This window comes from Paenibacillus shirakamiensis (genome assembly GCF_017874255.1).
GTDB lineage: Bacteria > Bacillota > Bacilli > Paenibacillales > Paenibacillaceae > Fontibacillus > Fontibacillus shirakamiensis.
This window is the reverse complement of record NZ_JAGGLD010000003.1, coordinates 120,443-142,885: the sequence shown is the minus strand read 5'-3', so window position 1 is coordinate 142,885 and position 22,443 is coordinate 120,443. Positions and strand designations below refer to the sequence as shown.

Annotated in this window: 23 protein-coding genes; 14 read left to right on the top strand and 9 right to left on the bottom strand. The window is 41.7% G+C overall.

The window, feature by feature from the left end:
• Positions 1 to 21: 21 nt before the first annotated feature.
• The 5 genes from J2Z69_RS10050 to J2Z69_RS10030 all read left to right on the top strand — a co-directional run bounded on the left by J2Z69_RS10050 (position 22) and on the right by J2Z69_RS10030 (position 4,524).
• Complete coding sequence (locus J2Z69_RS10050) at positions 22 to 564, top strand: cysteine hydrolase family protein (protein WP_209861702.1); 543 nt, start codon at positions 22 to 24, stop codon at positions 562 to 564.
• A 49-nt stretch (positions 565 to 613) separates the two neighbouring features.
• Positions 614 to 2,071 (top strand): nicotinate phosphoribosyltransferase, encoded by a 1,458-nt coding sequence (locus tag J2Z69_RS10045; protein ID WP_209861699.1) that lies wholly within the window; start codon positions 614 to 616, stop codon positions 2,069 to 2,071.
• Between the two features lie 263 nt (positions 2,072 to 2,334).
• On the top strand, positions 2,335 to 2,604 hold the full coding sequence (locus J2Z69_RS10040) for a hypothetical protein (RefSeq protein ID WP_209861696.1): 270 nt from the start codon (positions 2,335 to 2,337) through the stop codon (positions 2,602 to 2,604).
• Between the two features lie 159 nt (positions 2,605 to 2,763).
• Positions 2,764 to 3,780, top strand: coding sequence for a D-alanine--D-alanine ligase family protein (locus J2Z69_RS10035; RefSeq protein ID WP_209861693.1), 1,017 nt, complete (start codon positions 2,764 to 2,766; stop codon positions 3,778 to 3,780).
• Between the two features lie 249 nt (positions 3,781 to 4,029).
• A complete protein-coding gene (locus J2Z69_RS10030) occupies positions 4,030 to 4,524 on the top strand; it encodes a hypothetical protein (protein WP_209861690.1) in 495 nt (164 codons plus the stop codon).
• A gap of 108 nt (positions 4,525 to 4,632) precedes the next feature.
• Here J2Z69_RS10030 and J2Z69_RS10025 read toward each other — a convergent pair whose 3' ends face one another.
• Entirely contained in the window at positions 4,633 to 5,148 is a 516-nt protein-coding gene (locus tag J2Z69_RS10025; RefSeq protein ID WP_209861687.1) for a MogA/MoaB family molybdenum cofactor biosynthesis protein, read from the bottom strand.
• A gap of 111 nt (positions 5,149 to 5,259) precedes the next feature.
• Between J2Z69_RS10025 and J2Z69_RS10020 the strand changes: the two genes are divergently transcribed.
• Both J2Z69_RS10020 and J2Z69_RS10015 read left to right on the top strand, forming a co-directional pair.
• Complete coding sequence (locus J2Z69_RS10020; protein WP_209861684.1) at positions 5,260 to 6,222, top strand: CobW family GTP-binding protein; 963 nt, start codon at positions 5,260 to 5,262, stop codon at positions 6,220 to 6,222.
• A gap of 96 nt (positions 6,223 to 6,318) precedes the next feature.
• Positions 6,319 to 6,651, top strand: a complete 333-nt coding sequence (locus tag J2Z69_RS10015) for a four-helix bundle copper-binding protein (protein ID WP_209861681.1) — start codon at positions 6,319 to 6,321, stop codon at positions 6,649 to 6,651.
• Between the two features lie 120 nt (positions 6,652 to 6,771).
• Here J2Z69_RS10015 and J2Z69_RS10010 read toward each other — a convergent pair whose 3' ends face one another.
• Positions 6,772 to 7,680: a LysR family transcriptional regulator gene (locus J2Z69_RS10010; RefSeq protein ID WP_209861678.1), complete on the bottom strand. Its 909-nt coding sequence runs from the start codon at positions 7,678 to 7,680 to the stop codon at positions 6,772 to 6,774.
• A 124-nt stretch (positions 7,681 to 7,804) separates the two neighbouring features.
• Here J2Z69_RS10010 and J2Z69_RS10005 point away from each other — a divergent pair, with 124 nt between their 5' ends.
• From J2Z69_RS10005 to J2Z69_RS09995, 3 genes are all read left to right on the top strand, one after another.
• Positions 7,805 to 8,890 carry a branched-chain amino acid aminotransferase gene (locus tag J2Z69_RS10005; RefSeq protein WP_209861675.1) on the top strand — a complete coding sequence of 362 codons (1,086 nt, stop codon included), beginning with the start codon at positions 7,805 to 7,807 and terminating at the stop codon, positions 8,888 to 8,890.
• A 178-nt stretch (positions 8,891 to 9,068) separates the two neighbouring features.
• The gene (locus J2Z69_RS10000; protein ID WP_209861673.1) at positions 9,069 to 9,530 is read left to right on the top strand and encodes a hypothetical protein; all 462 of its coding nucleotides are present in this window, start codon (positions 9,069 to 9,071) and stop codon (positions 9,528 to 9,530) included.
• A gap of 46 nt (positions 9,531 to 9,576) precedes the next feature.
• Positions 9,577 to 10,443, top strand: coding sequence for a protease complex subunit PrcB family protein (locus tag J2Z69_RS09995; RefSeq protein WP_209861671.1), 867 nt, complete (start codon positions 9,577 to 9,579; stop codon positions 10,441 to 10,443).
• Positions 10,444 to 10,501: 58 nt separating this feature from the next.
• Here J2Z69_RS09995 and J2Z69_RS09990 read toward each other — a convergent pair whose 3' ends face one another.
• Together J2Z69_RS09990 and J2Z69_RS09985 are read right to left on the bottom strand one after the other, a co-directional pair.
• Complete coding sequence (locus J2Z69_RS09990; RefSeq protein ID WP_245339175.1) at positions 10,502 to 12,577, bottom strand: ABC transporter ATP-binding protein; 2,076 nt, start codon at positions 12,575 to 12,577, stop codon at positions 10,502 to 10,504.
• On the bottom strand, positions 12,578 to 14,335 hold the full coding sequence (locus J2Z69_RS09985) for an ABC transporter ATP-binding protein (protein WP_209861669.1): 1,758 nt from the start codon (positions 14,333 to 14,335) through the stop codon (positions 12,578 to 12,580).
• Positions 14,336 to 14,855: 520 nt separating this feature from the next.
• Between J2Z69_RS09985 and J2Z69_RS09980 the strand changes: the two genes are divergently transcribed.
• Positions 14,856 to 15,161 (top strand): HesB/YadR/YfhF family protein, encoded by a 306-nt coding sequence (locus J2Z69_RS09980; protein ID WP_209861667.1) that lies wholly within the window; start codon positions 14,856 to 14,858, stop codon positions 15,159 to 15,161.
• A gap of 53 nt (positions 15,162 to 15,214) precedes the next feature.
• Here the strand turns inward: J2Z69_RS09980 and J2Z69_RS09975 are convergent, their stop codons facing one another.
• Positions 15,215 to 15,727, bottom strand: a complete 513-nt coding sequence (locus tag J2Z69_RS09975; RefSeq protein ID WP_209861665.1) for an ADP-heptose synthase — start codon at positions 15,725 to 15,727, stop codon at positions 15,215 to 15,217.
• A gap of 175 nt (positions 15,728 to 15,902) precedes the next feature.
• Here J2Z69_RS09975 and J2Z69_RS09970 point away from each other — a divergent pair, with 175 nt between their 5' ends.
• On the top strand, positions 15,903 to 17,651 hold the full coding sequence (locus J2Z69_RS09970) for an ABC transporter ATP-binding protein (protein ID WP_209861663.1): 1,749 nt from the start codon (positions 15,903 to 15,905) through the stop codon (positions 17,649 to 17,651).
• 144 nt (positions 17,652 to 17,795) lie between these two features.
• Here the strand turns inward: J2Z69_RS09970 and J2Z69_RS09965 are convergent, their stop codons facing one another.
• Both J2Z69_RS09965 and J2Z69_RS09960 read right to left on the bottom strand, forming a co-directional pair.
• Positions 17,796 to 18,242 carry a DUF441 domain-containing protein gene (locus J2Z69_RS09965; RefSeq protein ID WP_209862636.1) on the bottom strand — a complete coding sequence of 149 codons (447 nt, stop codon included), beginning with the start codon at positions 18,240 to 18,242 and terminating at the stop codon, positions 17,796 to 17,798.
• Positions 18,238 to 19,242, bottom strand: coding sequence for a YpdA family putative bacillithiol disulfide reductase (locus J2Z69_RS09960; protein WP_209861661.1), 1,005 nt, complete (start codon positions 19,240 to 19,242; stop codon positions 18,238 to 18,240). Before J2Z69_RS09960 ends, J2Z69_RS09965 begins: the two co-directional genes overlap by 5 nt.
• Before the next feature lie 188 nt (positions 19,243 to 19,430).
• Between J2Z69_RS09960 and J2Z69_RS09955 the strand changes: the two genes are divergently transcribed.
• On the top strand, positions 19,431 to 20,027 hold the full coding sequence (locus tag J2Z69_RS09955) for a DUF2087 domain-containing protein (RefSeq protein WP_209861659.1): 597 nt from the start codon (positions 19,431 to 19,433) through the stop codon (positions 20,025 to 20,027).
• Positions 20,028 to 20,127: 100 nt separating this feature from the next.
• On the top strand, positions 20,128 to 20,631 hold the full coding sequence (locus J2Z69_RS09950; protein WP_209861657.1) for a DUF3939 domain-containing protein: 504 nt from the start codon (positions 20,128 to 20,130) through the stop codon (positions 20,629 to 20,631).
• 99 nt (positions 20,632 to 20,730) lie between these two features.
• Here J2Z69_RS09950 and J2Z69_RS09945 read toward each other — a convergent pair whose 3' ends face one another.
• Both J2Z69_RS09945 and J2Z69_RS09940 read right to left on the bottom strand, forming a co-directional pair.
• Entirely contained in the window at positions 20,731 to 21,507 is a 777-nt protein-coding gene (locus tag J2Z69_RS09945; protein WP_209861655.1) for an alpha/beta hydrolase, read from the bottom strand.
• A 606-nt stretch (positions 21,508 to 22,113) separates the two neighbouring features.
• Positions 22,114 to 22,353: a hypothetical protein gene (locus tag J2Z69_RS09940; protein ID WP_209861653.1), complete on the bottom strand. Its 240-nt coding sequence runs from the start codon at positions 22,351 to 22,353 to the stop codon at positions 22,114 to 22,116.
• Positions 22,354 to 22,443: the final 90 nt, after the last annotated feature.

Below are 22,443 nucleotides of genomic sequence, written 5' to 3'. Positions count from 1 at the left end.
CAAGAAGGGATGGGTAAAAGTATGAAAGCACTCATTGTCATTGATTTTACGAATGATTTTGTAGATGGGAACTTACCTGTAGGAGAGCCAGCGATTCAGATTGCTCCTTCCGTGGCTTCAATCACGCAGCAGTTTGCTGAGCGTGGCGATTTTGTGGTTATGGCTGTCGATCTGCATGATGAAGCAGACCGTTATCATCCGGAAAGTAAGCTTTTCCCTCCGCATAATATTCGGGGTACAGAAGGTCGGGAATTGTATGGACCTCTGAGAAAAGTATACGATCAGCACAGAACATCCATAACTTGGATGGACAAATCTAGATATAGTGCGTTTTGTGGAACCGATCTTGAGGTAAAACTTAGAGAACGGGGTATACAAGAGATATACCTCATCGGTGTCTGTACAGATATATGCGTGCTTCATACAGCTGTGGATGCATACAATAAGGGATTTCGTATCACTGTATATGAGGATGCCACAGCGAGCTTTAATTCCATTGGACATACGTGGGCGCTCGAGCATTTCAAGGATAGTCTCGGAGCTAGAGTAGAGCGATTCAATTAAATTAGAATATCTAAATCAAGTCATGTGGTCGAGAGGAAGAGACAAATTCATGTTAACAACAAACTTAGCGCTTCATACGGATAAATATCAGATTAACATGCTCTATGCCCATTGGATTCATGGTTCACACACGAGAAAGGCTGTATTTGAAGCCTATTTCCGTAAGTTACCTTTTGGCAACGGATATGCTGTTTTTGCAGGACTCGAACGGATTATTCATTACATACAGGATTTAAAATTCACGGAACAGGATATCGCTTATCTTGCCAAGCAAGAGGAACAATATCAACCTGAGTTTTTAGAGTTGTTAAGACAATTCAAGTTTCGTGGACAGCTCTTCTCCATGCGTGAAGGCGAATTGGTATTTCCTAACCAGCCGCTTATTCGAGTAGAAGGGAGTATATTAGAGACGCAACTCGTAGAAACTGCCATTCTCAATTTCATGAATTTTCAAACCCTTATTGCCACAAAAGCATCCAGAATTAAGCAGGTCGCACCTCATGATACTTTGCTGGAATTCGGAACGCGGCGCGCTCAAGAAGCAGATGCTGCTGTATGGGGAGCTAGAGCTTCCTATATTTCAGGGTTTGATGCGACATCCAACATGCTGGCAGGGGAACTTTTCGATATTCCTACTAAGGGCACGCATGCCCATTCATGGGTACAGATTTTTGACAATGAAGAAGAAGCCTTTGAAGTTTATGCAGAGGCAATGCCTGACCTAGTTACGCTGCTTGTGGATACCTATGATACGCTGAAAAGTGGAGTGCCTAACGCTATTCGTACAGCTAAGATGCTGGAAGCAAAGGGAAAGAAAATGGTCGGTATTCGACTGGATAGTGGAGATTTGGCCTATCTATCTATTCAAGCTCGTAAGATGCTGGATGAGGCGGGTCTTGACTATGTGAAAATTGTTGCTTCTAACGATTTGGATGAGAATACGATCTTTAACTTGAAGGCTCAAGGGGCTCGAATTGATATTTGGGGCGTAGGTACACAGCTAATTACTGCGGCAGATCAGCCTGCACTAGGTGGGGTCTATAAGTTAGTGGAACGCGAGCGCAACGGCGTGATGGAGCCGACCATAAAAATATCAGGCAATCCTGAAAAAGTGACCACACCTGGTAAAAAGGATGTATACCGCATTATCAGTAGCGGGAGCCGACGAGCTATTGCAGATTACATTGCCCTATCGGAAGAAGATAATCCGAATGGAAATGGTAAATTAATACTCGCTAATCCTTTGCAGCCTTATATGCAGAAGACCGTTAAGCATTTCGAAGCAGTTAGCTTACTTCAGTCGGTATTTAAGGATGGAGAACTAGTCTACGAGCTTCCGAATCTGACAAGTATTCGTGCCTATCATCAAGAACAAATGGAATTATTCTGGCCAGAATACTTGCGAAAGCTGAACCCTGAGATCTATCGCGTTCACCTGAGTACAACCGCGTGGGCTATGAAGCAGCGTATGATGGAAGAACATATGGAGAAAGATAGTGAAGATTAATCAGATAATCCTATTAGGATTAAAGTTGTGAATTAATATTCAGAAAGCGCTCAACGAGATGAAGATATTACATTCAACTCGTTGAGCGCTTTTTTTAAAAGAAAACTGAAAAAGTAAACATATATCAATCTGGAGATGAGTTAGTTGAATCAATGAATTTAAGCATAAAAAGTGAATACATATAATTAAGCCCTCAAGGTATGCGTTATTTTTTTTCTGATGGTATAATGGATTATATTACCTAAAAAAGGAGGGGATTTCTAATGAAGAGTACTGCTGGTTATATTCCTGAGTTAGTCTTGTTTGTTACAGGTTCATTGATTATTGTGCTAAGTTGGCTGGAGAAGATACTTTTGTTCAATGCATTGCATGAACAAGTAGCTGCAATAGATCAATTATTGGGAAGAGTCCCACCTTATATATGGAGTTTAACAAATTACACATTTTGGTTTGGTTTGGTTTTAATTATTATTGGATTAGGTTTCTTTTTGTTTAGGTTCCTACGTACAAAAAGCTTAAGACCTACCCGTTAAGTTAGTGTATCACTCTAAATATTTTGATCGCATAGCTGAATCTTTGAGCATCTAATAGGTTTTTGATATTTATAGTGGTGTTTTCTAGTCGAGCAGATTTTAGTGTCTTTTTTTGATCCCTTATCAAGTGGAAAGAATACACACTAATGGAGGAACGATATGAATATTGTTGTTTTAGCGGGTGGATTAAGCGATGAAAGAGACGTATCGTTATCATCAGGAAGTCAAATTGCAAATGCGCTAATTAGCCGAGGTCATAGGGTGCTTCTTATAGATATATACATAGGTGTTGCTGATCACGAGAACTTTGAAGATGCTTACCATGATCTCTCGATCTCTAAATATGAATATGCAGTTCCGAAGGAAGAACCCGATCTGGAACTACTCCGAAAAAAACAAAACTATCAAAAGTCAGCAATTGGACCCCATGTTATTTCGATTTGCCAGAGCGCAGATTTTTGTTTTTTAGCTTTGCATGGTGGAATTGGTGAAAATGGTAAGCTGCAGGCTTTATTTGATATTTATGGAGTTGCCTATAGTGGAAGTGGATATGCGGGAAGTTTGCTTGCCATGGACAAAGGACTTTCCAAACAATTGATGGCAGCTAATGGGGTGACAACTCCTGACTGGATCATATATTATGCGGGCGATGACACTTCAAATATTCCGGTCCCTTGTGTTGTGAAGCCAAACGATAATGGGTCAAGCATCGGAGTTGAGTTAGTCTTTAGTCATCATGATTTGGCAAATGCGCTAAAAAATGCGTGCAAGTACTCAAAGTCTGTACTCATTGAACAAATGGTTGAAGGCAGAGAGTTCTCAGTGGGAATTTTAGGGGAAGAGGCATTGCCTGTTATTGAGATCATACCAACAAATGGATTTTATGATTATAACAATAAATATCAGGATGGGGTAGCAACGGAAATAACCCCAGCAGCAATATCAGATGAACTAACCGCCTCTTTACAAAAAGAAGCTCTCAAAGTACATAAGATTCTAGGGCTTTCCGGTTACTCTAGAATAGATTTTATGGTGGACTCACATCTACATATTTTTTGTATTGAAGCCAACACTCTTCCAGGTATGACACCTACGAGCCTACTTCCCAAAGAAGCAAAGGCTAAAGGAATAGATTATCCCGAATTATGTGAGAAGTTAATTGAACTATCCCAATAGAGTTGCCCTAAGATCAGAAATCCATTAACAACCCCGTACTTAGTGCGAGGGTTGTTTGGTTTGAATGATCACCGACCTTTACTACTATATTGGACTGATAACTGAATCATATTCTCACTTCAATTATGTAATTTGGCATATACATATACCGATGATTTCAGGATAATTCAGAGAACCATGACACAATCTAAGTAGGAATAGCTAACAGAGGAAGGTGCAGCGATGAGGTCAAAGTGGTTCACATATATCATGATTGTATTAGTAGTCGGGATGTCAGCATGCAGTCAAAAAACAAGAAATATCGCTTCTCATGAGAACAATCGATATAATATGAAGTCTTATAAAGAGGGGGTAAGCAGTTCGCAATTAGAAGGTACGGGTGTCAATGTTGCCTTCTTAAAAGCTTTAAAGTCTGAATTTGCGGCAGAAGGCATCCCTTTGTCTGGTGAGACTTATGCAGATGGAGTGGGAGGACATATTAGTTATACCTATCTCATCAATGGGGATAATGCGCATTATATTATTGCACACGCCTATCCTTCTGAAGCGATTAGAATTAAGGAGATGGCAGAAATGTATTCAAATCAGCGTGGAAAAGGCAACATCATAACCTCTGCGAGCAACGCGGCAGTACTATATGCCAAAGGAAATACGGCTCTAGTATATGCTTCTGGATCTCAAAAAAACAGTATCTACAGAGACAAAGTTCGCAGCATTTTTGAAAGATTGATGGGGCATGAGTAATTAAATAATTCAGTACCAATTTTAAAATGAAAAACAAGCGCTATACCTCAGGGGGTAGACGCTTGTCCTTTTAAAACTCATCAAGTTTGAATTACAGCTTATTTTGAATTACAACTTATATAGTTCTCTCATCACATGACGCAGTTCAGGTAATATGAGACGATTCATGGCAAGCTTCACAGCTCCGGTAGACCCAGGCATCGAAAACACAGCAGTGGAGCCTATAGTTCCCGCTATAGCCCGGCTAAGCAGAGCAGCAGAACCTACATCTTCGGTAAAACTAAGGTACCGGAATAATTCCCCAAAACCAGGTAATTCTTTAGTGAGTAGGCTTCGTACGGCCTCATAGGTTGTATCTCTTGGGGATACTCCTGTTCCCCCACTGAGCAGAATCGCCTCGATGTGAGGATCGGATGCAATCTCATGTAAGAGCTGGCGAATATGTTCGTAATCATCGGGGACGATTGCGTATCCAGCTTTTGAGTATCCATGTTCTTCAAGCAATTGTTGAATTAAGGCGCCGCTTGTATCGGTCTCTTCCGTTCGGGTATCAGATATGGTAAGAATAAAACATTGTACCGTAGCCGGTGCGCTCATTCGATGTTCTTCAACAGATGTTGTCATAAAGTAACCTCACTTTTTTTATTTTTATTACATCGTGCTCATTGCATTGCCCTTAACCATGTAGTACACTCCGATTCAAGTAAGTGAAACGATATTGGGGGAGAATGGTTCATGATTTATCCAGACACACGGACACCTGTATATATTTTGAGTGGTTTTCTTGGCAGTGGTAAGACCACGTTATTACAACAATTCATTAACTACTGGAAACCGAAGGGATTACGTCCTGCTGTAATTATGAATGAAGTGGGAGACGTAAATCTAGATGGTCTACTGGTTCAAAATGAAATTCCCATGGCAGAAATGCTCAGTGGGTGTATTTGTTGTTCTATCAAGCAGGATCTCGCGGTAGAGATGTCGGAACTCATTCGTAAGGAGAAGCCAGATGTAGTGATCATAGAGGCAACTGGCATTGCGAATCCTATGGAAGTGTTAGATGCTGTAGCAGAAGCAGCACTTTATCTCCCGCTACGAATACAGCCTATGATTACCGTTGTAGATGCACCACATTTACTTGAGCTTGCTCACAGCCAAAAAGGAAAGTCGTTTCGATTGATGCAAGATCAGATTCGATGTGGGTCCACAATAATCCTCAACAAAGTGGATCGAGTAGAGCACCAAGAGCAGCAAGAATGCAGGGAACTTTTGGGGCGATGGAATACTTTTGCACGAATTGTTCCTGCTATTCGTTGTAATGTGGACTTAGACGAGCTAATTACGGCCTCCTCCCAAGACATAGAGGATGTCAAACTTAGTCCTTCCCATGCAACTGGACTTGTCCACCCTTCTCATGAGCACGTCACTGTGTTTACTTATTACTTTGAAGGGGAAGTCGATAGTAATCAATTTGAGAGCTTCATAAAAGAACTGCCACGCGATATATACCGGGGAAAAGGAGTAGTAAATTTTACGGATACAGCAAGCCGTTTTTTATTTCAATATGCCTATCGGGAGTTAGATTATATGAAAATTTCACCCGATGAACAAGTGCCTAATGTGGCCGTGTTTATAGGCGAACATTTTGACAAACAAGCCCTTGCTAAGCAACTGGAAAAATTGGAAATCAAAAAATAAATCAGGTTTGTTTCAACTTGTCCTTTAGACGGTAATTAACAGTATAGCGTGATTACGGATCGCATAATTCATTAGTATACTGGAGGATTTATTATCATGACACAAGAACAACAATATCGAGATTGTATAGATGCTTGCTTGGCGTGTATGGATGCTTGTAATTACTGTTATGTATCAAGTCTGAAAGAGTACGATTTGGCCATGTTAAGAGATTGCATTCGATTGAACCGTGAATGTGCAGATATCTGTGTTTTTGCAGCCGATGCATTATCTAGAAATACGATGTTCGCTGCGGAGATTTGTGAACTATGTGCAAAAGCATGTGAAGCTTGTGCCGAAGAATGTGAGAAGCATGAACACGAACATTGCAAAGCATGTGCAAAAGCTTGCCGATTGTGTGCAGAAGCTTGCCGTTCTATGGCTGCGTAATACAAGTTGCATAACAGAACGATTAGATAGCCCGGAAAAAGCTCATGATGAGCTTTTTCCGGGCTATTCGCTTTTAAGTCAGGAGCATGGTAAATTTACTACATAAAACGACATATTTCGCTATACATTAAGTTGGGTTGTTATAGCGCACTCTTGGATGAAGCGCTGTGCGCTTTTAGATAAATATCGATCTTTAACCCACACGAGTCCCACCTCAGAGTGGAAGGTAGCATCTATTATTGGAAGGATGCGAATTGCAGGGATGGGAAAAGCCCTCATAACGGATTTGGGAAGTACGGTGGCTCCAATTCCTGCTGCAACTAGGGCAACAATAACCGCTACACTAGAACATTCGCACACAATATTCGGTTCAAAATTATGATGTCGGCATTCTTTAAGCACTTGTTCATGCATTCGGGTAGTATGATCCGTCTTTAGGGTTAAAAAAGGCATATCGGCTAGTTGTTTCATGAGGAAGGATGGCTGAGTGTGTTCCGGGAACAAACTAGTAGGAACGACAGCTACATAAGGATCAGAAGGTAGAGGAAGACTCTCGAATACATGACTTCCAGAGTCAGCTTCGAAAGGAAGACGAGCTAGAACGACTTCAATATGTCCTTGCAGTAGCTGGTCTCCTAACAAAAAATGATCCCCTTCTGTAATTTTGAACTTTACTGCAGGGAAATGCTTGCGAAACAATTCAATCGGTGATGGCAGCAAAGAAATACAAGAGACTACGGAACCAATAGATAGCGTCCCTTCGATACCTTGATCCAGCCGCTTTACTTCTCTCAGCGTTTCCTCGAACTGTAATATGAAAGACTCGGCTCTTTCCTTTAACAGTTGGCCCGCGGGGGTTAAGTTCATGCGTTTACTACCTCGATCGAATAAAGTGACGCCGAGTTCTTGTTCAATGAGCTTAAGCTGCCGACTTAAGGGAGGCTGTTCCATGTTGAGTACTTTGGCAGCTCTAGTAACTTGGCCTTCTTGGGCTATGGCTAAAAAGTAACGCATTTGTCTCAGGTCCATTTCGTTCCCCTCCCATCCATACCTTTAAGGTATTGGATTGCGATAAAAATGATACTTTTCAATATGCATGAAGTAATGATAACATTTAATTAATTAAAGTGGAGCCAAAGGAGCGGTAAATGCGATGACATACTCAATTTCCATAGAACAAAGTAAACAACTGAAGACAAAACCAGCCGATGAGACATTAGGATTTGGAAAATATTATACAGATCATATGTTTATTTTGGATTACACAGCAGAACAAGGTTGGCATTCCCCTCGAATCATTCCGTATCAACCGATTTCACTTGATCCGGCGGCTAAGATTTTTCATTATGGCCAGAGTGTATTTGAAGGGTTAAAAGCGTACCGTGCGGAAGACGGACGTCTTTTGTTATTCCGCCCAGATCGGAATTTCAAGCGATTGAATATCTCTAATGCTCGTCTAAGCATTCCTGCCTTGGATGAACAGTTCGCTCTGGAGGCCCTTATCAAGCTACTGGAAGTGGACCAAGATTGGATTCCTCATTCTGAGGGAACTTCACTGTATATCCGTCCTTTCGTGATTGCAACCGAGTCGGCTTTGGGCGTAGCCCCTTCACTGGAATATAAATTTATGATTATCCTATCCCCCGTAGGGTCTTACTACGCTGAAGGAATTCATCCTGTCAAAATCTATGTTGAACCTGGGTATGTACGTGCGGTGACAGGCGGAGTAGGAAATGCAAAAACGGCGGGAAATTATGCAGCGGGTCTGAAGGCACAGGAAGAAGCTACCGAGAAGGGATATTCTCAGGTTCTGTGGCTAGACGGTGTCCATAAAAAGTTCATTGAAGAAGTAGGAAGTATGAATGTATTTTTCAAAATTAATGGCACAGTCATCACCCCAGTCTTAAATGGAAGTATTTTGGAAGGGATCACACGTAGTTCGATCCTTGAACTCCTAGAGCACATGAATATTCCTGTAGAGCAACGTCAGTTATCTATGGAAGAGGTATATCAGGCTTATCAAGACGGTACTTTAGAAGAAGCATTTGGTACAGGGACAGCCGCAGTAATCTCTCCGATAGGGGAGCTGAATTGGCGTGATGAGAAGATCATCATTCAAGAGGGCAGAACGGGAGAACTTGCGGCTACGCTGTATCACACCCTGACATCAATTCAACATGGACGTATAGAAGGACCAGCAGGTTGGGTCGTGGAGATTCCTCAATTGAAAAAAGCTTAATTGCATAGCAAGTAGACAACACCTCCCTAAGCTTTAAGCTTGGGGAGGTGTTTTTGTTAGGAGAAATATTGTGCCTAAAGCTTGGATGCTGGTATGATAGAATTGATAAATGTTGCTACTGTAGGTTTTTTATAACAAGAAAATAATGAAGATTTACCGAACAAAGGATGGTTCAGGGATGAAGACTGTGAAGGGCATGGATAGTGAGCAGGCCAAAGAGCTGTTCTCTTACTTTGGACTTGCTGTGTATTACTCTCAGGCATTGGAGCACCAACTAGCTAATCTGATTATGCTCATGAAGCTCTCTAGTGGCAAAGTACCTTCTGACGAAGATTTTTCTGAATTATTTCAGGCCAAGTTAAGTAGTTCGCTAGGCCAGTTAATTAAGGAAATTCAGCATCATTTCGCATTCTCTGAAGAAGAAACGAATCAACTTACGCGAATATGGAAACAACGAAACTATATTGTTCATGATTATTTCAAAGAACGGATTCATGACACATTTTCACGTTCAGGACGTCAGACGATGATCAAAGAATTGCTCCAGTTCAAGGATGAAGCTCAAGCTCTAGAACGTAAACTGCAGCATTACGCAAGTGAACTGTATGAACAAGTAGGCGCGGCGATGGAAGATTCATGAAACTTTTCAACTGTAAAGTCCGTCAGAAGGATGGAGGTGTTCGCTGATGAAGAAACTTAATACAATGGTTGCATTTCTGCTGGGTTGTTCCTTGCTTTCGACAACTTCTGCCTATGCGTTCTCAGATGTTCAAGGAGAGGATGCCAAAGTCGTGGATGGTCTCAGAAACCAAGGGATTGTTCAAGGAATTTCAAAAGAGCATTTTGCGCCTACAGGACATCTTACTGGGCTGCAGGGATTTACACTTATACTTAAAGCCTTACAAAAAACTTCAAATGTAGGTGTTGGGGCGAGTACTACACTTACGCTTGATCAGATGCTGGCCGCTGCCAAGTCTCTGGATCTTCCAATAGAGCAGCTATCTAATCAGGGCAAAAATGAATTAACTAAGGAAGAGTTCTCATATACTTTGTTCAAAGGCATTCATGCAGTGGTTGATTATCCTTTGATAAAGATGTTTATAGAAGTAGCGGATGATGATCAGTTCAATCCGATGTTTCAGGGGGCCGTTCAGAACTTATTGCTCATGAAAATAGCTACGCTAGATAACAAACATCAATTCAATCCGAAGGATAAAATCACACGCATTGAAGCCGCACACATGATTTCAAAGGCGGTGGCATTTGTGAATCAGTATGGAGAAGATAAACCCGAGGCAGACGATCATGGGGTAAGTTATGTATCTGAAAAGGTCAGTGATCAAATCAATAAAATTATCCTTACCCGTGGCCAGCAGGCTAACCCTGGATATGGCATTACGATTAGTCACATTGAATTCAACGAGACAACTGCTACTATTCATTACAAGCTGCTCTCTCCTGAGCCGGGTAAAATGTATCCACAGGTCATGACCGAAGCCAAAGTATCCACATATATTGATAGTGACTATCAGGTGAAATTGTCCGCAGACTAACAATATGAATATAACAAATAGCCGCAATCCCTTTTGGGAATGCGGCTATTTGTTATGTCTAGATTCCTTTTATTACAGACTCAAGCTGATTTACTTCCTGAGGAGCAGCTGGTACTAAAGATGATGCACCTTGCTGCAGCTGATACATTTGATGATATCGTCCGCCGAGGGCAAGTAGTTCATCATGACTTCCTTGTTCCACGATCTCCCCGCGATGCAGGACTAAGATCTGATCTGCACTACGAATCGTAGATAGACGGTGGGCAATGATGAAGGTAGTCCGTCCTTTTTTGAGCACTTCTAGCGCAGATTGGATGAGAGCTTCGGTCTCCGTATCAATATTTGCTGTAGCTTCGTCTAGTATGAGAATAGCAGGATCGAAGGCAAGTGCCCTGGCAAATGAGATCAGTTGTCGTTCTCCAGCCGAGAGAGTGCTTCCTTTTTCAACAACCGGTTCATCCAGCCCCCCAGGCAAATGAGCGAGTACTCGCTCCGCGCCAACGTCGCGCAGGGCTTTCTCTACCGTCTCGCGGCTGATGCGAGCATCCCCGAGACTCACGTTGGATGCTATGGTTCCTGTGAACAGGTAAGGATCTTGGAGTACAATCCCCATATGTTGCCGAATCCACTGTTTGGGGAGCTCAGTTACGGGCTTTCCATCAATGGTAATCGTTCCTTTTTGTGGATCATAAAAACGGAATAACAAGTTAATGATCGAGCTTTTACCAGAACCCGTATGACCAACTAAAGCAACAGTCTGGCCCTGTTTTGCTTCAAATGTAATATGTTTGAGAACCGGATTATTTTCTTTGTAGCCAAACGTCACATCTTTGAATTCAACGTTTCCTTTATACCTAGGCATTGAGCCGTCAGTCACGGCCTCACCGGTCTCACTCATGAGTTCAAAGACCCGACCCGCCGACACCATCGAAGAATCCAGAGCCGCAAGCTGATTAACCATCCCCGTAATAGGTTGAAAGAGACGTCCAAGAATATCTACAAAAGCATACAGAACACCAAGGGAAACAATACTTTCTGCACCCAAAGCGGATGATCCGAAATACCATAAAATAATTGCAAAGGTAACACTTCGTAATACATTGACTAGATTATAGGATGTGAATGAATTCAAATTTAGCATTTTATCCTGATAAGTCATGTAATCATCGTTAAGTGCTTCGAATTCTTCCTTGGTCTGCTGCTGGCGGCGGAAGATTCGAATAATAGACATTCCTTGAATAGATTCATTGATAATCGCATTAATCTCACTTAGGCGTGAACGAATAATTGTATTATAGCGAGTAGCAAATTTTCGATAAAAAATGACCCACAGTATCAAAATAGGAACAACGAAGAGGCATATGAGCCCTAATCGCAGATCGAGCAGGAACAAGGCGACATATACACCTATAATATTAATGATGCCGGTAAAAAAATTAGATAATACAGCAATAAACAGGTCTTTTACAGCTTCAGTATCATTGGTTACACGTGAAACCACTTTGCCTGCGGGCAGATTGTCAAAGAAATGGACAGGCAGCCGCTGAATATGAGCGTACACATCATGTCTTAGTTTCTGAATGACCCGGTTAGCGGAAGATTGCAACCAGTAGGTTTTGCCGAACTCCATCACAATAGCGATGGCTAGAAAGCCTAAATACCATGCTAGCAATTGAAGAACGTCAGGGAATTCAGGTTTATAGAAGGAATAGATCTCAGCTGCACTTAAGGTCACAGCGGGATAGGAAAGGGTCTGCCCGTTTCTCATTATAGAAAGAACGCCATCGGCATAGCTGCGCTGTCCTTCTTTAGAGACGACCGCCCCATGAACGAGAACAAATCCTCGATTTACTTGAAGAATTCGTACTTCTTCACCGCGTTTCTCAGTAGGTGAAAAACGATCTTCACGTTTGTATAATTGATTGTGGTAATTCACGGCATACTCATCATTAGTGGTCGTTTGGTAAAATGATTTTTCAATAGCAAGCACGTGCTGATCTATCATAGTTCTAGCTAGAAAAGGACCAGCAAGATCCGCTGCTACCCCGATGGCTAACATAATGAGTGCAAGTATAAACGTTTTTTTAGCGGTTAAGGCATAATTTAATAAGGAACGACCTGTGTGGGTGTGCAATTAGGACACCTCCCCATCTGTTAGATTAGATTCAACTTGTTGTCTATCGAATTGTTCACGGTACCATCCACCATAGGCTACTAAATCCTGATGTGTACCCTCTTCAATGACCTGACCTTTCTCGAGCACAACGATCCAGTCCGCATGTTCAATGGCAGAAAGTCGGTGAGTAGAAATGAGTGTCGTCTTACCGGAACGCTGCTTGCGAATATTCTCTATGATTTTGGCTTCTGTACGTGCATCAACGGCGGATAAAGCATCATCCAAGATTAAGATCTCAGGATTAGCGATAAAGGCACGAGATAAAGCTACACGCTGCTTCTGTCCGCCGGATAAGGCTACGCCTTTTTCTCCTACTAACGTATCAAGCCCATCAGTCAAGGTTTGAAGATCTTTGTCAAAGGCCGCTGTGCGGATGGCCTCCAATATTTGCTCATCTGTAGCATCTTTCAGGCCAAACTGAATATTTTGCCGTACCGTCTTGGAGAAGAGGATCTGCTCTTGTGGCACATAACCCATCCAAGAATGGAGCTCAAGCATGGGGAGCTGATCTATCGACACATCGGAAATGGTAATCTGACCCGTGCCCAGAGGATACTCATGTAAAAGTTGTTTGAGCAACGTTGATTTGCCGCTACCTGTTCGTCCTACGACTCCAAGGGTTGCACCGGGATGAATCGTCAAATTCACATGTCGCAGATTATCAACAGTCGAACTTGGATAACGGAACGTAACATCCTTAAATTCGATAGTCTGTGGTATTGCAACGCTTGTAGGTGAATTCACATCCTGTACATCTGGTACCACATTCAATATTTCATTAACACGATCTAGGGAAGCGCCGCCTCGCTGCATCACATTGATGAGTTCACCGATGGCGAACATCGGCCAGATCATCATCCCAAGATACATGTTGAACGATACTAGTTCGCCGAGCGTAAGTTCATTGTGGAATACTAGATAAATACCATAGCTAAGACCTATAGCGTAACTCAGTCCAACACAAAGGCGTATCGTAGGTTCGAAGAAGGCATCTACTCTTGCAACAGCTAGGTTCTTCTTGTACACATCATCCGTAATATTTTGAAAATGATGTTTGTCGTTACGCTCTTGTACATAAGCACGGATGACTCGGACGCCTGCTACAGATTCAAGCACTTGGTCATTCATATCTCCAAATGCATCTTGGGCAAGCGTATATCGTCTATGAATGACTTTGCCATAAATACTCATAGCTAGCGCGATGAAGGGAAGGGGAATCATTGCTGCAAGAGTAAGCTTGAAGCTAATTACGAAGGCCATGGCGATAAAGAGCACCATAAGATAAATTGTCGAATCTGTTAAAGTTAACATCCCAAAACCAGCAGTCATGGCTACAGAGCGCAGATCATTGGTTGCCCTTGCCATCAAATCTCCTGTTCGATTACGTTCAAAGAAAGGAGGAGTCATCCTTAATAAATGTGCCATGTAACGAGAACGTAGCAAGCGTTCGACGAGATTAGAGCCTCCAAAAATTTGGCGCATCCATATGTATGTGATGAGATAAATAAAAATGAGCATGCCTACAATAAGTACAATATAGTTCATAAGAGACTGCTCAGTAATAGATCCATTTACAATTTCATCAATGGCATTTCCAAGTATGCGAGGCGGAGCAATTTCTGCAATACCCGCAATAATGAGTAGGACGAGTCCGATGGTATATCGCCGTTTTTCCCTTCGGAAAAACCATCCTAAATTTTTGAGAACCGATAACATGAGGTTCCCTCCTTTAATCCAGTTTATATTTTCTGTGCACAACATATCCCTGCAATTATCGGTAACCAACAAAAAAAGGCATATCGTCTCGTAGACGATATGCCTTCTATTTAGAGGTCACATATCACGCATACGTTACTAACATTTCAGTAACCGTGCGTAATAGTTAGCGTTCAGAACTAATGGTCTCTCTAAGCAAGAGAGTTAGCATAATGCCAATCCGTAACATGCAGGGCTACTTCGGTATTCAATTGGTTGTATTCCGCAACCTGATGTGCGGTAATGAAATGAATTGTCAACACCGTGATCACCCTTTCTTCAAAAATTGAATTAAATTTAACTAATTCTTATGTTGAGAATCTTAACACCCATTTTCAGGGAATGTCAAACTTATTTTTTGAAATATTGTCAAAAGGGACGTTTGGCATGGAGCCCTCAATAAGATAAGATAGAGGAAGCAGCATATACTCTAGGCTAAAAAGTGTTAAAGTTATACGGAGGACAAAGGGGGAAATGACGAATGATCAATGTTTCCGTGAAGGCAGCAATGTGGTACAAAAAGGAGCTTGAGCTTCAAGCAGGGCAAGCCGTCCGTTTCTTCGTGCGTTATAGTGCTGGAGGTCATATACACCCTGGATTTTCCTTAGGAATTGAAGTTGAGCATGCTACTACACCCGGATTCTCTACAGTAGTCGATGACATTCAGTTTTTCATGGAAGAGCAAGATCTATGGTACTTAGAAGGATATGATTTGCAAGTTACCTACGATGAAACTACGGATGATATTCATTATGAATATGTGAAGGTGAACAACAGATCTGCATAGTAAAGATCTGAATATAGAAATAGGCCCGCTCTTGAGCGGGCCTATTTTAGAGTTTATTTTGGGGAAAATGTATTATCTTCCAAAGCAAAATCGAAGTCTTGAATATCGAACACTTGAACCGGAGCTTCCGCTTCAATAATGCGGCTAATCAGCTCCGGTTGATCCGTAAGGATTGGTACAGATTCGCGCTGAGCGATAAGAATCATTTCCGTCTCGATGGGATCCAGAAATTCCCCATATTGTTCATTATCATAAGCGTTGATAATGGTCCAGCGTACGGAGTCATTCAGAATAATGGACGGACTCTTAGACCAATGTACCTGAAGTGCACGATCTAACTTTTTACGATTCAGAGGCTCTTCTAAATAAGCAATGAGCTCATTAATTTTATGTTTGACATGATGGTCATCGTCGGGGTCATTGAGTAATGGTTCTGTGCTCTCCTGAAATTCATACAGTTCACGGATTGTCGAATACGGAACAAGATATTCAACAGGAGTAGACATGGCCATGAGCTCCCCGTAAATCGCCACCATGACGGCTTCAATTACAAATCTTCGTGACATGAGGTTCCTCGCAATCTACTATTATGGACCCCAGTATACCATATCTAAGCGGCTTAGGCATATGCGCTTCCTTATGAACTGGAGATGCATGGTATACTTAAATTCCGAGCTTGTGGCAAGCTAGGTATAAGTTAATGAACTACTCAAAATAAACAACTAAGGAAGTGCACAAGTATTGAAATATTGGAAAGCCTATTTTGTGTTTGTAAAGCCTTATCTTAAATGGATTATTATTACGTTGTGTATAGGGATTCTTAAGTTCAGTATTCCGTCTCTCCTTCCCTTAATCCAGAAATATGTGATTGACGATATTCTGTTGAATCATACGATGAGTACGAGTGATCAGATCCGCAAACTTATGATGATTCTTGGGGGGACTCTCTTCCTATTTGTCGTCGTAAGGGGGCCTATTGAGTATGCTAGGCAGTATTTTGCTCAATATATTACAGCCAGAATTCTGTATGACCTACGCAATCGATTGTACGAGCATTTGCAGCAGTTATCGCTAAGATTTTATCAGAATACAAAAGTCGGAGAGGTCATTTCCCGGTTCATTAATGATGCGGAGCAGACCAAAAATATAGTTGAAGTAGGCATGATGAATGTATGGCTTGATTTATTCACATTAATTTTTGTACTCGGATTCATGGTTTACCTAGATCCGATCCTGACTTTAGTCTCCGTAGCTATTTTGCCTTTATATGCTTTGGCTGTAAAAATTCTGTACAAGCGCCTTAAGAAACTAACGAAGGATCGTTCCGCAGCGCTTGCTGGGATTCAGGCTTATTTACATGAACGAATTCAGGGGATTTCAGTCATTCGTAGCTTTGCCCTAGAGCGATATGACCGCAAGCAATTCGAAGCTACAAATGCAGCCTTTCTGACGAAAGGGTTAGCCCAAAGTCGCTGGAATGCTTGGACATTCGCCATTATTAATACGTTGACGGATGTTGCACCGATCCTTGTGATTGGGTATGGGGGATATGAAGTGATTCAGGGGAATTTAACTTTAGGAACATTTATTGCTTTCTTTGGTTATCTCGATCGATTGTATGGGCCGTTAAAACGATTAATAAATTCCTCTACGGTGCTCACGCAAGCCTCTGCTTCTTGGGAACGGGTGTTGGAGTTACTGCATGAACCTTATGATATGAAGGATACATTAGATTCTAAAATTCTCGAAGCAGACGCTTGTGAGTTATCTTTCAGGCATGTGAATTTTAAATACCAAGAAGAGGGCAAATGGGTGCTGAAGGATATTTCTTTCGATGTGAGCCCTGGAGAGATGGTAGCCTTTGTCGGTATGAGTGGAGGCGGAAAGTCTTCGCTTGTTGGTCTGATTCCAAGATTCTATGATATTCAAGAAGGTTCAATTACTGTGAATCACGTGGATGTAAGGGACTATACCATGGAGAGTCTAAGAAGTCATATCGGGATGGTGCTGCAAGATAATTTCTTATTCAGCGGTTCAGTCAGAGATAACATATTATTAGGTTCGCCTGAGGCGCCTGACGCGCAGGTTATCGAAGCGGCCAAGGCAGCAAATGCACACGAATTCATCATGAGCTTACCTAAAGGATATGACACCGAAGTAGGTGAACGTGGTGTGAAATTATCAGGCGGACAAAAACAAAGAATTGCGATAGCCCGCGTATTTCTGAAAGATCCACCTATTCTCATTCTAGATGAAGCCACATCCGCGCTGGATCTTGAATCAGAACATCTGATTCAGCAGTCACTTGCTGACTTATCTGCCCGCAGAACGACAATCGTTGTGGCACACAGACTATCTACGATTACCCATGCTGACCGTATTGTAGTTATGAAGGATGGAGAAATTGCAGAATCAGGCACACATGATGCCTTAATGCAGGCGGATGGAATTTATGCAGGTCTTTATAATATTCAGCATTTACGTGCATGATGAAGCCAATGAGTTCAAGCAGGTATGTTAAAAGCAAAAGCCCCTTTCTTGGTGAAAGGGGTTTTTTGTACATATTTCAGCAAGTCAGAAGCGTGATCAGATACATTGGTGAGTTTGATTTCTGATACCAGATACCACAGCAAGTCAGCCCTTTCCTCCAATGAGAAGAGAAAGAAGGCCAGCAGCAATTAAGGGTCCAACAGGCACACCTTTAAAGAAAGCGACGCCTAGAACCGTACCGATGAGAAGGCCCGCTACAATGGTAGGCTGGCTCGTCATAAGAAAGGCCCCTCTTCCCCCTAAGTAAGCGACGAAAATTCCGATTCCTATAGCAACGAGTGATTTCCAGTGGAAGAAAGATTCCCACAGAAGCTGTGGGGAGATTCTACCGCTAGCTAATGGAGACATAACGCCTATTGTAAGGATAATGATTCCCAAGGTGAGTCCATACCTGTCTAACCAAGGGAACACCATTTGCATTTTGGTCACTCGTAGTAAGAGCAGGGAAATCATAGCTACCGTGATGGGCATGTTGCTACTTAGAATACCCAAACCCGCCATGAGAAGCAAAATTAAAGAGGTAACGTCAATTTGATTCATATGATTCCTTCTGCCCTCTGCTTACAATATGGCTGGCAATTAAATTACCATGATTTCTACCGCTTTCTATAAATACTTCATTGGCATTTCTGCCGGAAGCTACTACTCCTGCGACATAAAGTCCGGGGATATTGCTCTCCATCGTAAGAGGATTGAATACAGGCTTATCCATGTCTTCTGACATTTCTACTCCTGCAGTGGCGAGTAATTTGCGATCAGGTCTAAAACCGGTCAAAGCTAGCACGAAATCGTTCTCTACTTCCTCAATGGATTGATCCTCTATGTTCTCAATAAGCACTCGGTCGGGAAGAATATCAATGACCCGTGATCCGATGCGCATATCAATTTTTCCTTTCGTAATCATCCCATCGAATAAAGGTCTAACCCAGGGTTTAATATTACTGGACAAGTCAGCTCCTCGATAGACCATCGTAATTTCAGCACCTACGCGAAGAAGTTCCATCGCAGCATCTACAGCCGAGTTGCTTCCCCCGATAATAGTCACTTTCATGCCCGTATAGGGATGTGCTTCCCGGAAATAGTGGGTTACTTTCTCTGTCTCTTCGCCAGGAATCCCTATGATGTTGGGATGGTCGAAATAACCCGATGAGAGAATAACTTGGCGGGTCGGGTACGCATGAGTTGCCCGAGCTGAAGTACGAGTATGTACGATGAAGCTGCCATCAGCCTGGCGATCAATAGAGAGAGCTTCTTCGTATACTTGAATCTTCAGATTATAATGAGCAGCTACTCTTCGATAATAAGCGAGTGCTTCATAACGGAAGGGCTTATCGTTGGGCGTAATAAAAGGTATATTACCAATCTCAAGCATTTCTGGTGTGCTAAAAAATTGCATATGGGTTGGATATAAATAGATGGAGTGAACCAAATTATGCTTCTCAATAATTCTAGTCTGGATGCCTTGACGTTGGCATTCAATGGCAGCGGACAACCCGCAAGGCCCGGCACCAATAATGATTACTTCTTCCATAGGTTAATCCTCCTTTATTTGTACGTGCAACTATGTGCAACTCTTTAGGGAAACATTCTAATTCTACAGGAATTGAACGACCATTTCCACTATTGACGGCTATTAATGATTAGAATAATATACAATTAGATTATTATATAATTAGTTAATTGTCTAATTAATAAATTACCTAGCAAGGAAGTGTCTTCATGCAATTAGAAAAATTAGTAGCTTATCACAAAGCTCTTGGAGATCCCACACGATTACGTATGCTTATGATTTTATCTAAAGGTGAAGCGAGCGGACTGGAACTAGCGGATAAGTTAACGCTTTCTCAACCTACGATTACTCACCATACAGCTAAGTTACGCGAAGCTTCTATCCTCAAGGAACGCAGAGAGAGAAATACGGTATTTTTTTCAGTAAATGAAGAAGTCATTCGAATATTTGGGAAGGCAAGCCTAACTTTTATTTTGGAACAAGAGGAGAGAACGAGTATAATGCATGCAACAGAAGAAAGCTTCCGTGATTCAGTGTTGCGCAATTTTATCGCTAAGGATGGGGGGATTCGACAAATTCCATCTCAGTTGAAGAAAAAATTAATAGTTCTAGAATACATGATTAAGGATTTAGAGAAGGGCAGATCTTATACAGAACGTGAAATCAACGATTATATTCGGCCCTATCATGCTGATTTTGCTACTCTACGTAGAGAGCTCATCATGCATCAGTTCATGTACCGTCAAGAGGACAAATACGAACTGAACCCGACAGAAATGTGGGCCCAATGGACCTTGCTAAATTAATTTTTACAAGGATGTTCAAAAAAAGAAATAAAGGATACAATAGTAGTGTAAGCGCTTCCTGAACAACCCTTGAATCAAGATCAGAAGGGAGGAAACTACTATGCTATTTTGGAAAACGAAGCGTCGTAATCCACAGAGTCTTCCTTATATTGAGGCGACGATCGAAGATATACGAAGAGCGGTAATGAAATACGAAGATGAGATGCCAGCACCCATAAATCGGATGTCTCTTAGACAACAAGATGGAAGTCTAGACCTCAGTCGTTTACAACGCTATCTAGGCGGACAAAGTGAGCAAAAATTTTATCTTTCTAGGGAGACGTATGAGATTTTCCCTGAACATGAACGTCATATTCCTCACTATTTGGACACGGTTCAAGTAGCTGTTGATGATTATGTCAATACTACAGGGCAACTTCCTTTAGTGGAGAATTCGACAGAATATGAAGTGGATTGTTATCGCTTAGTACGCGAGAACTATTTGAGGGAAGTGCCCACAATTCCTCTCTATGTGACAGAGCAGGAACTTATGCTTACCCATCGTCCGGGAGCGACAGGAAGGTCATCCAAGGAAGATTCATCTGTGATGATATTAGAATTTTAGCGCAATGAGAGCTTGTGTAACTAAAGGTATAAGTTATTTTACGGAGAAAAAGGTGAAATCAGAGGAATCTGATCCACCTTTTTTGCGTTTTTTTTTAGTTTAGAGGGTGGAAACACTGCGTATAGGTAGCCAACGAAGTACCTCTTGAATCTGCGTGTCCCAATATTCCCAATTATGTTCTCCAGAGCCTTCGCAATAAGTAAGATTTAAGTTGTATTGTCTAGCATGATCACGGAAATTAGTATTGCTCTGGTATAAAAAATCTTCGGTACCACAGGCTTGATACAGTTGAGGCACCTTCTTGGCTTGTCCTAATTGATCTAATAAGTAGAACAAATCATTGTCCGTACCAAGCACTGCGTGGTCTCCAAAAATTTGATGGTATAGCTCGGGCTCGCGATCACGTATGAATTCAATCTCTAAGGAGCCTGATAAGCTGGCTGCGGCTGCATAGCGATCTGGGTGACGAAGAGCTAATTTGAATGCCCCATATCCTCCCATAGAAAGTCCTGCAACAAATTGATCTTCTCTAGCCTCGGATAAAGGGAAAAAGGATCTCGCAATGACAGGTAATTCTTCACTAATGAACGTCCAGTACTTTCCTCCATAGGCCATATCCGTATAGAAGCTACGGAAGACTTGAGGCATGACGACTGCAATGCCCATCTGGGCTACATAACGTTCAATAGAACTTCTACGGATCCACGTGGAATCATCATCCGACAAACCGTGCAGAAGATATAAAGTGGGTAGATTCCCTTTACGATTGTGTACAGGCATTCCAATCTGGGCACCTGCAGGTTCAGGCAGTATAACAGTCATAGAGGTATTTAAGCCCAGCACTTGGGAGTGAAATTTGCACTGCATTAAAGCCATTATTGAACACTCCTTCACATAACAAAACTATCGATTAGATTAATCTATTATCAAAAACTTATTATAGACATTCTCTAATCTTATAGCCATTGCAGATTAAGGGATTTATTAGTATATTGTGGAAAAGAATTGATGAGGAGGGATTAAGCTTTCTTGCTAGCGGTCAAAATAACAAGGGAGCCACAGCATTGTATGAAAGCTTAGGTTTTAAATGTAAATATAGTTATACCTATAGAGTCTCTACAGATGCGGATACGGTTCACAATTAGGAGAGGGGGAGTGCAGAGAAATTTCAATGGGAAAAAATGCAGGCGTATTTTTCAGCAGCCTCGGAACCATTTCGAAGACATGACGTTTGAAAAATATTGAAACGGTTATATAACAAATACTGGAACTCTATTAAATGAGAGGGTGTGCAGTACATGGCTATTGATCGATTCATTCTAACCAAATTGGCACGTTGTGATGAGGAGAGTCTACGAGAAAATTTGCTTTCGCTATTTCTCATAAGGATCGAAAAGGCATGGTATGAAGAAGAAGCCCACAGAATCGCGGGTTAACCGCTGATTACTATGGACCTCTTTTTTTGTTAGAACATGGTTGTATTTAGTAGAGAGAAAGAGCCAAGGAATCAAATTCACTCTTGCTGTGAAGAATGGCTTCGGAACCGTCAATTTCAATGCTTATTAACGAAGTAAGACATTTTTTTAGTGCACGCTTACCGCTAGTGAACTTTTTTTCAAGCGCACTTGTCAGCAATTTTAAGGTTCTTTGAATAGGCTGCTTTGTATCTACTGCAAAATAAACAGGTACAAGATGGTTCTGAAATTGAATTAGTATTTTCACGCTTATCACCTCTATACAGTGGTTTCATATTAAGTATTGTACTTTTTAAATATTAAGATTAGCTTAAGATATCCTTATGGAACCATAAAT

Excerpts from the sequence above, each read along its gene's own strand:
- J2Z69_RS10050 (WP_209861702.1), top strand. The coding sequence starts at position 22 with ATGAAAGCACTCATTGTCATTGATTTTACGAATGATTTTGTAGATGGG.
- J2Z69_RS10045 (WP_209861699.1), top strand. The coding sequence starts at position 614 with ATGTTAACAACAAACTTAGCGCTTCATACGGATAAATATCAGATTAAC.
- J2Z69_RS10040 (WP_209861696.1), top strand. The coding sequence starts at position 2,335 with ATGAAGAGTACTGCTGGTTATATTCCTGAGTTAGTCTTGTTTGTTACA.
- J2Z69_RS10035 (WP_209861693.1), top strand. The coding sequence starts at position 2,764 with ATGAATATTGTTGTTTTAGCGGGTGGATTAAGCGATGAAAGAGACGTA.
- J2Z69_RS10030 (WP_209861690.1), top strand. The coding sequence starts at position 4,030 with ATGATTGTATTAGTAGTCGGGATGTCAGCATGCAGTCAAAAAACAAGA.
- J2Z69_RS10025 (WP_209861687.1), bottom strand. The coding sequence starts at position 5,148 with ATGACAACATCTGTTGAAGAACATCGAATGAGCGCACCGGCTACGGTA.
- J2Z69_RS10020 (WP_209861684.1), top strand. The coding sequence starts at position 5,260 with ATGATTTATCCAGACACACGGACACCTGTATATATTTTGAGTGGTTTT.
- J2Z69_RS10015 (WP_209861681.1), top strand. The coding sequence starts at position 6,319 with ATGACACAAGAACAACAATATCGAGATTGTATAGATGCTTGCTTGGCG.
- J2Z69_RS10010 (WP_209861678.1), bottom strand. The coding sequence starts at position 7,680 with ATGGACCTGAGACAAATGCGTTACTTTTTAGCCATAGCCCAAGAAGGC.
- J2Z69_RS10005 (WP_209861675.1), top strand. The coding sequence starts at position 7,805 with ATGACATACTCAATTTCCATAGAACAAAGTAAACAACTGAAGACAAAA.
- J2Z69_RS10000 (WP_209861673.1), top strand. The coding sequence starts at position 9,069 with ATGAAGACTGTGAAGGGCATGGATAGTGAGCAGGCCAAAGAGCTGTTC.
- J2Z69_RS09995 (WP_209861671.1), top strand. The coding sequence starts at position 9,577 with ATGAAGAAACTTAATACAATGGTTGCATTTCTGCTGGGTTGTTCCTTG.
- J2Z69_RS09985 (WP_209861669.1), bottom strand. The coding sequence starts at position 14,335 with ATGTTATCGGTTCTCAAAAATTTAGGATGGTTTTTCCGAAGGGAAAAA.
- J2Z69_RS09980 (WP_209861667.1), top strand. The coding sequence starts at position 14,856 with ATGATCAATGTTTCCGTGAAGGCAGCAATGTGGTACAAAAAGGAGCTT.
- J2Z69_RS09975 (WP_209861665.1), bottom strand. The coding sequence starts at position 15,727 with ATGTCACGAAGATTTGTAATTGAAGCCGTCATGGTGGCGATTTACGGG.
- J2Z69_RS09960 (WP_209861661.1), bottom strand. The coding sequence starts at position 19,242 with ATGGAAGAAGTAATCATTATTGGTGCCGGGCCTTGCGGGTTGTCCGCT.
- J2Z69_RS09955 (WP_209861659.1), top strand. The coding sequence starts at position 19,431 with ATGCAATTAGAAAAATTAGTAGCTTATCACAAAGCTCTTGGAGATCCC.
- J2Z69_RS09950 (WP_209861657.1), top strand. The coding sequence starts at position 20,128 with ATGCTATTTTGGAAAACGAAGCGTCGTAATCCACAGAGTCTTCCTTAT.
- J2Z69_RS09945 (WP_209861655.1), bottom strand. The coding sequence starts at position 21,507 with ATGGCTTTAATGCAGTGCAAATTTCACTCCCAAGTGCTGGGCTTAAAT.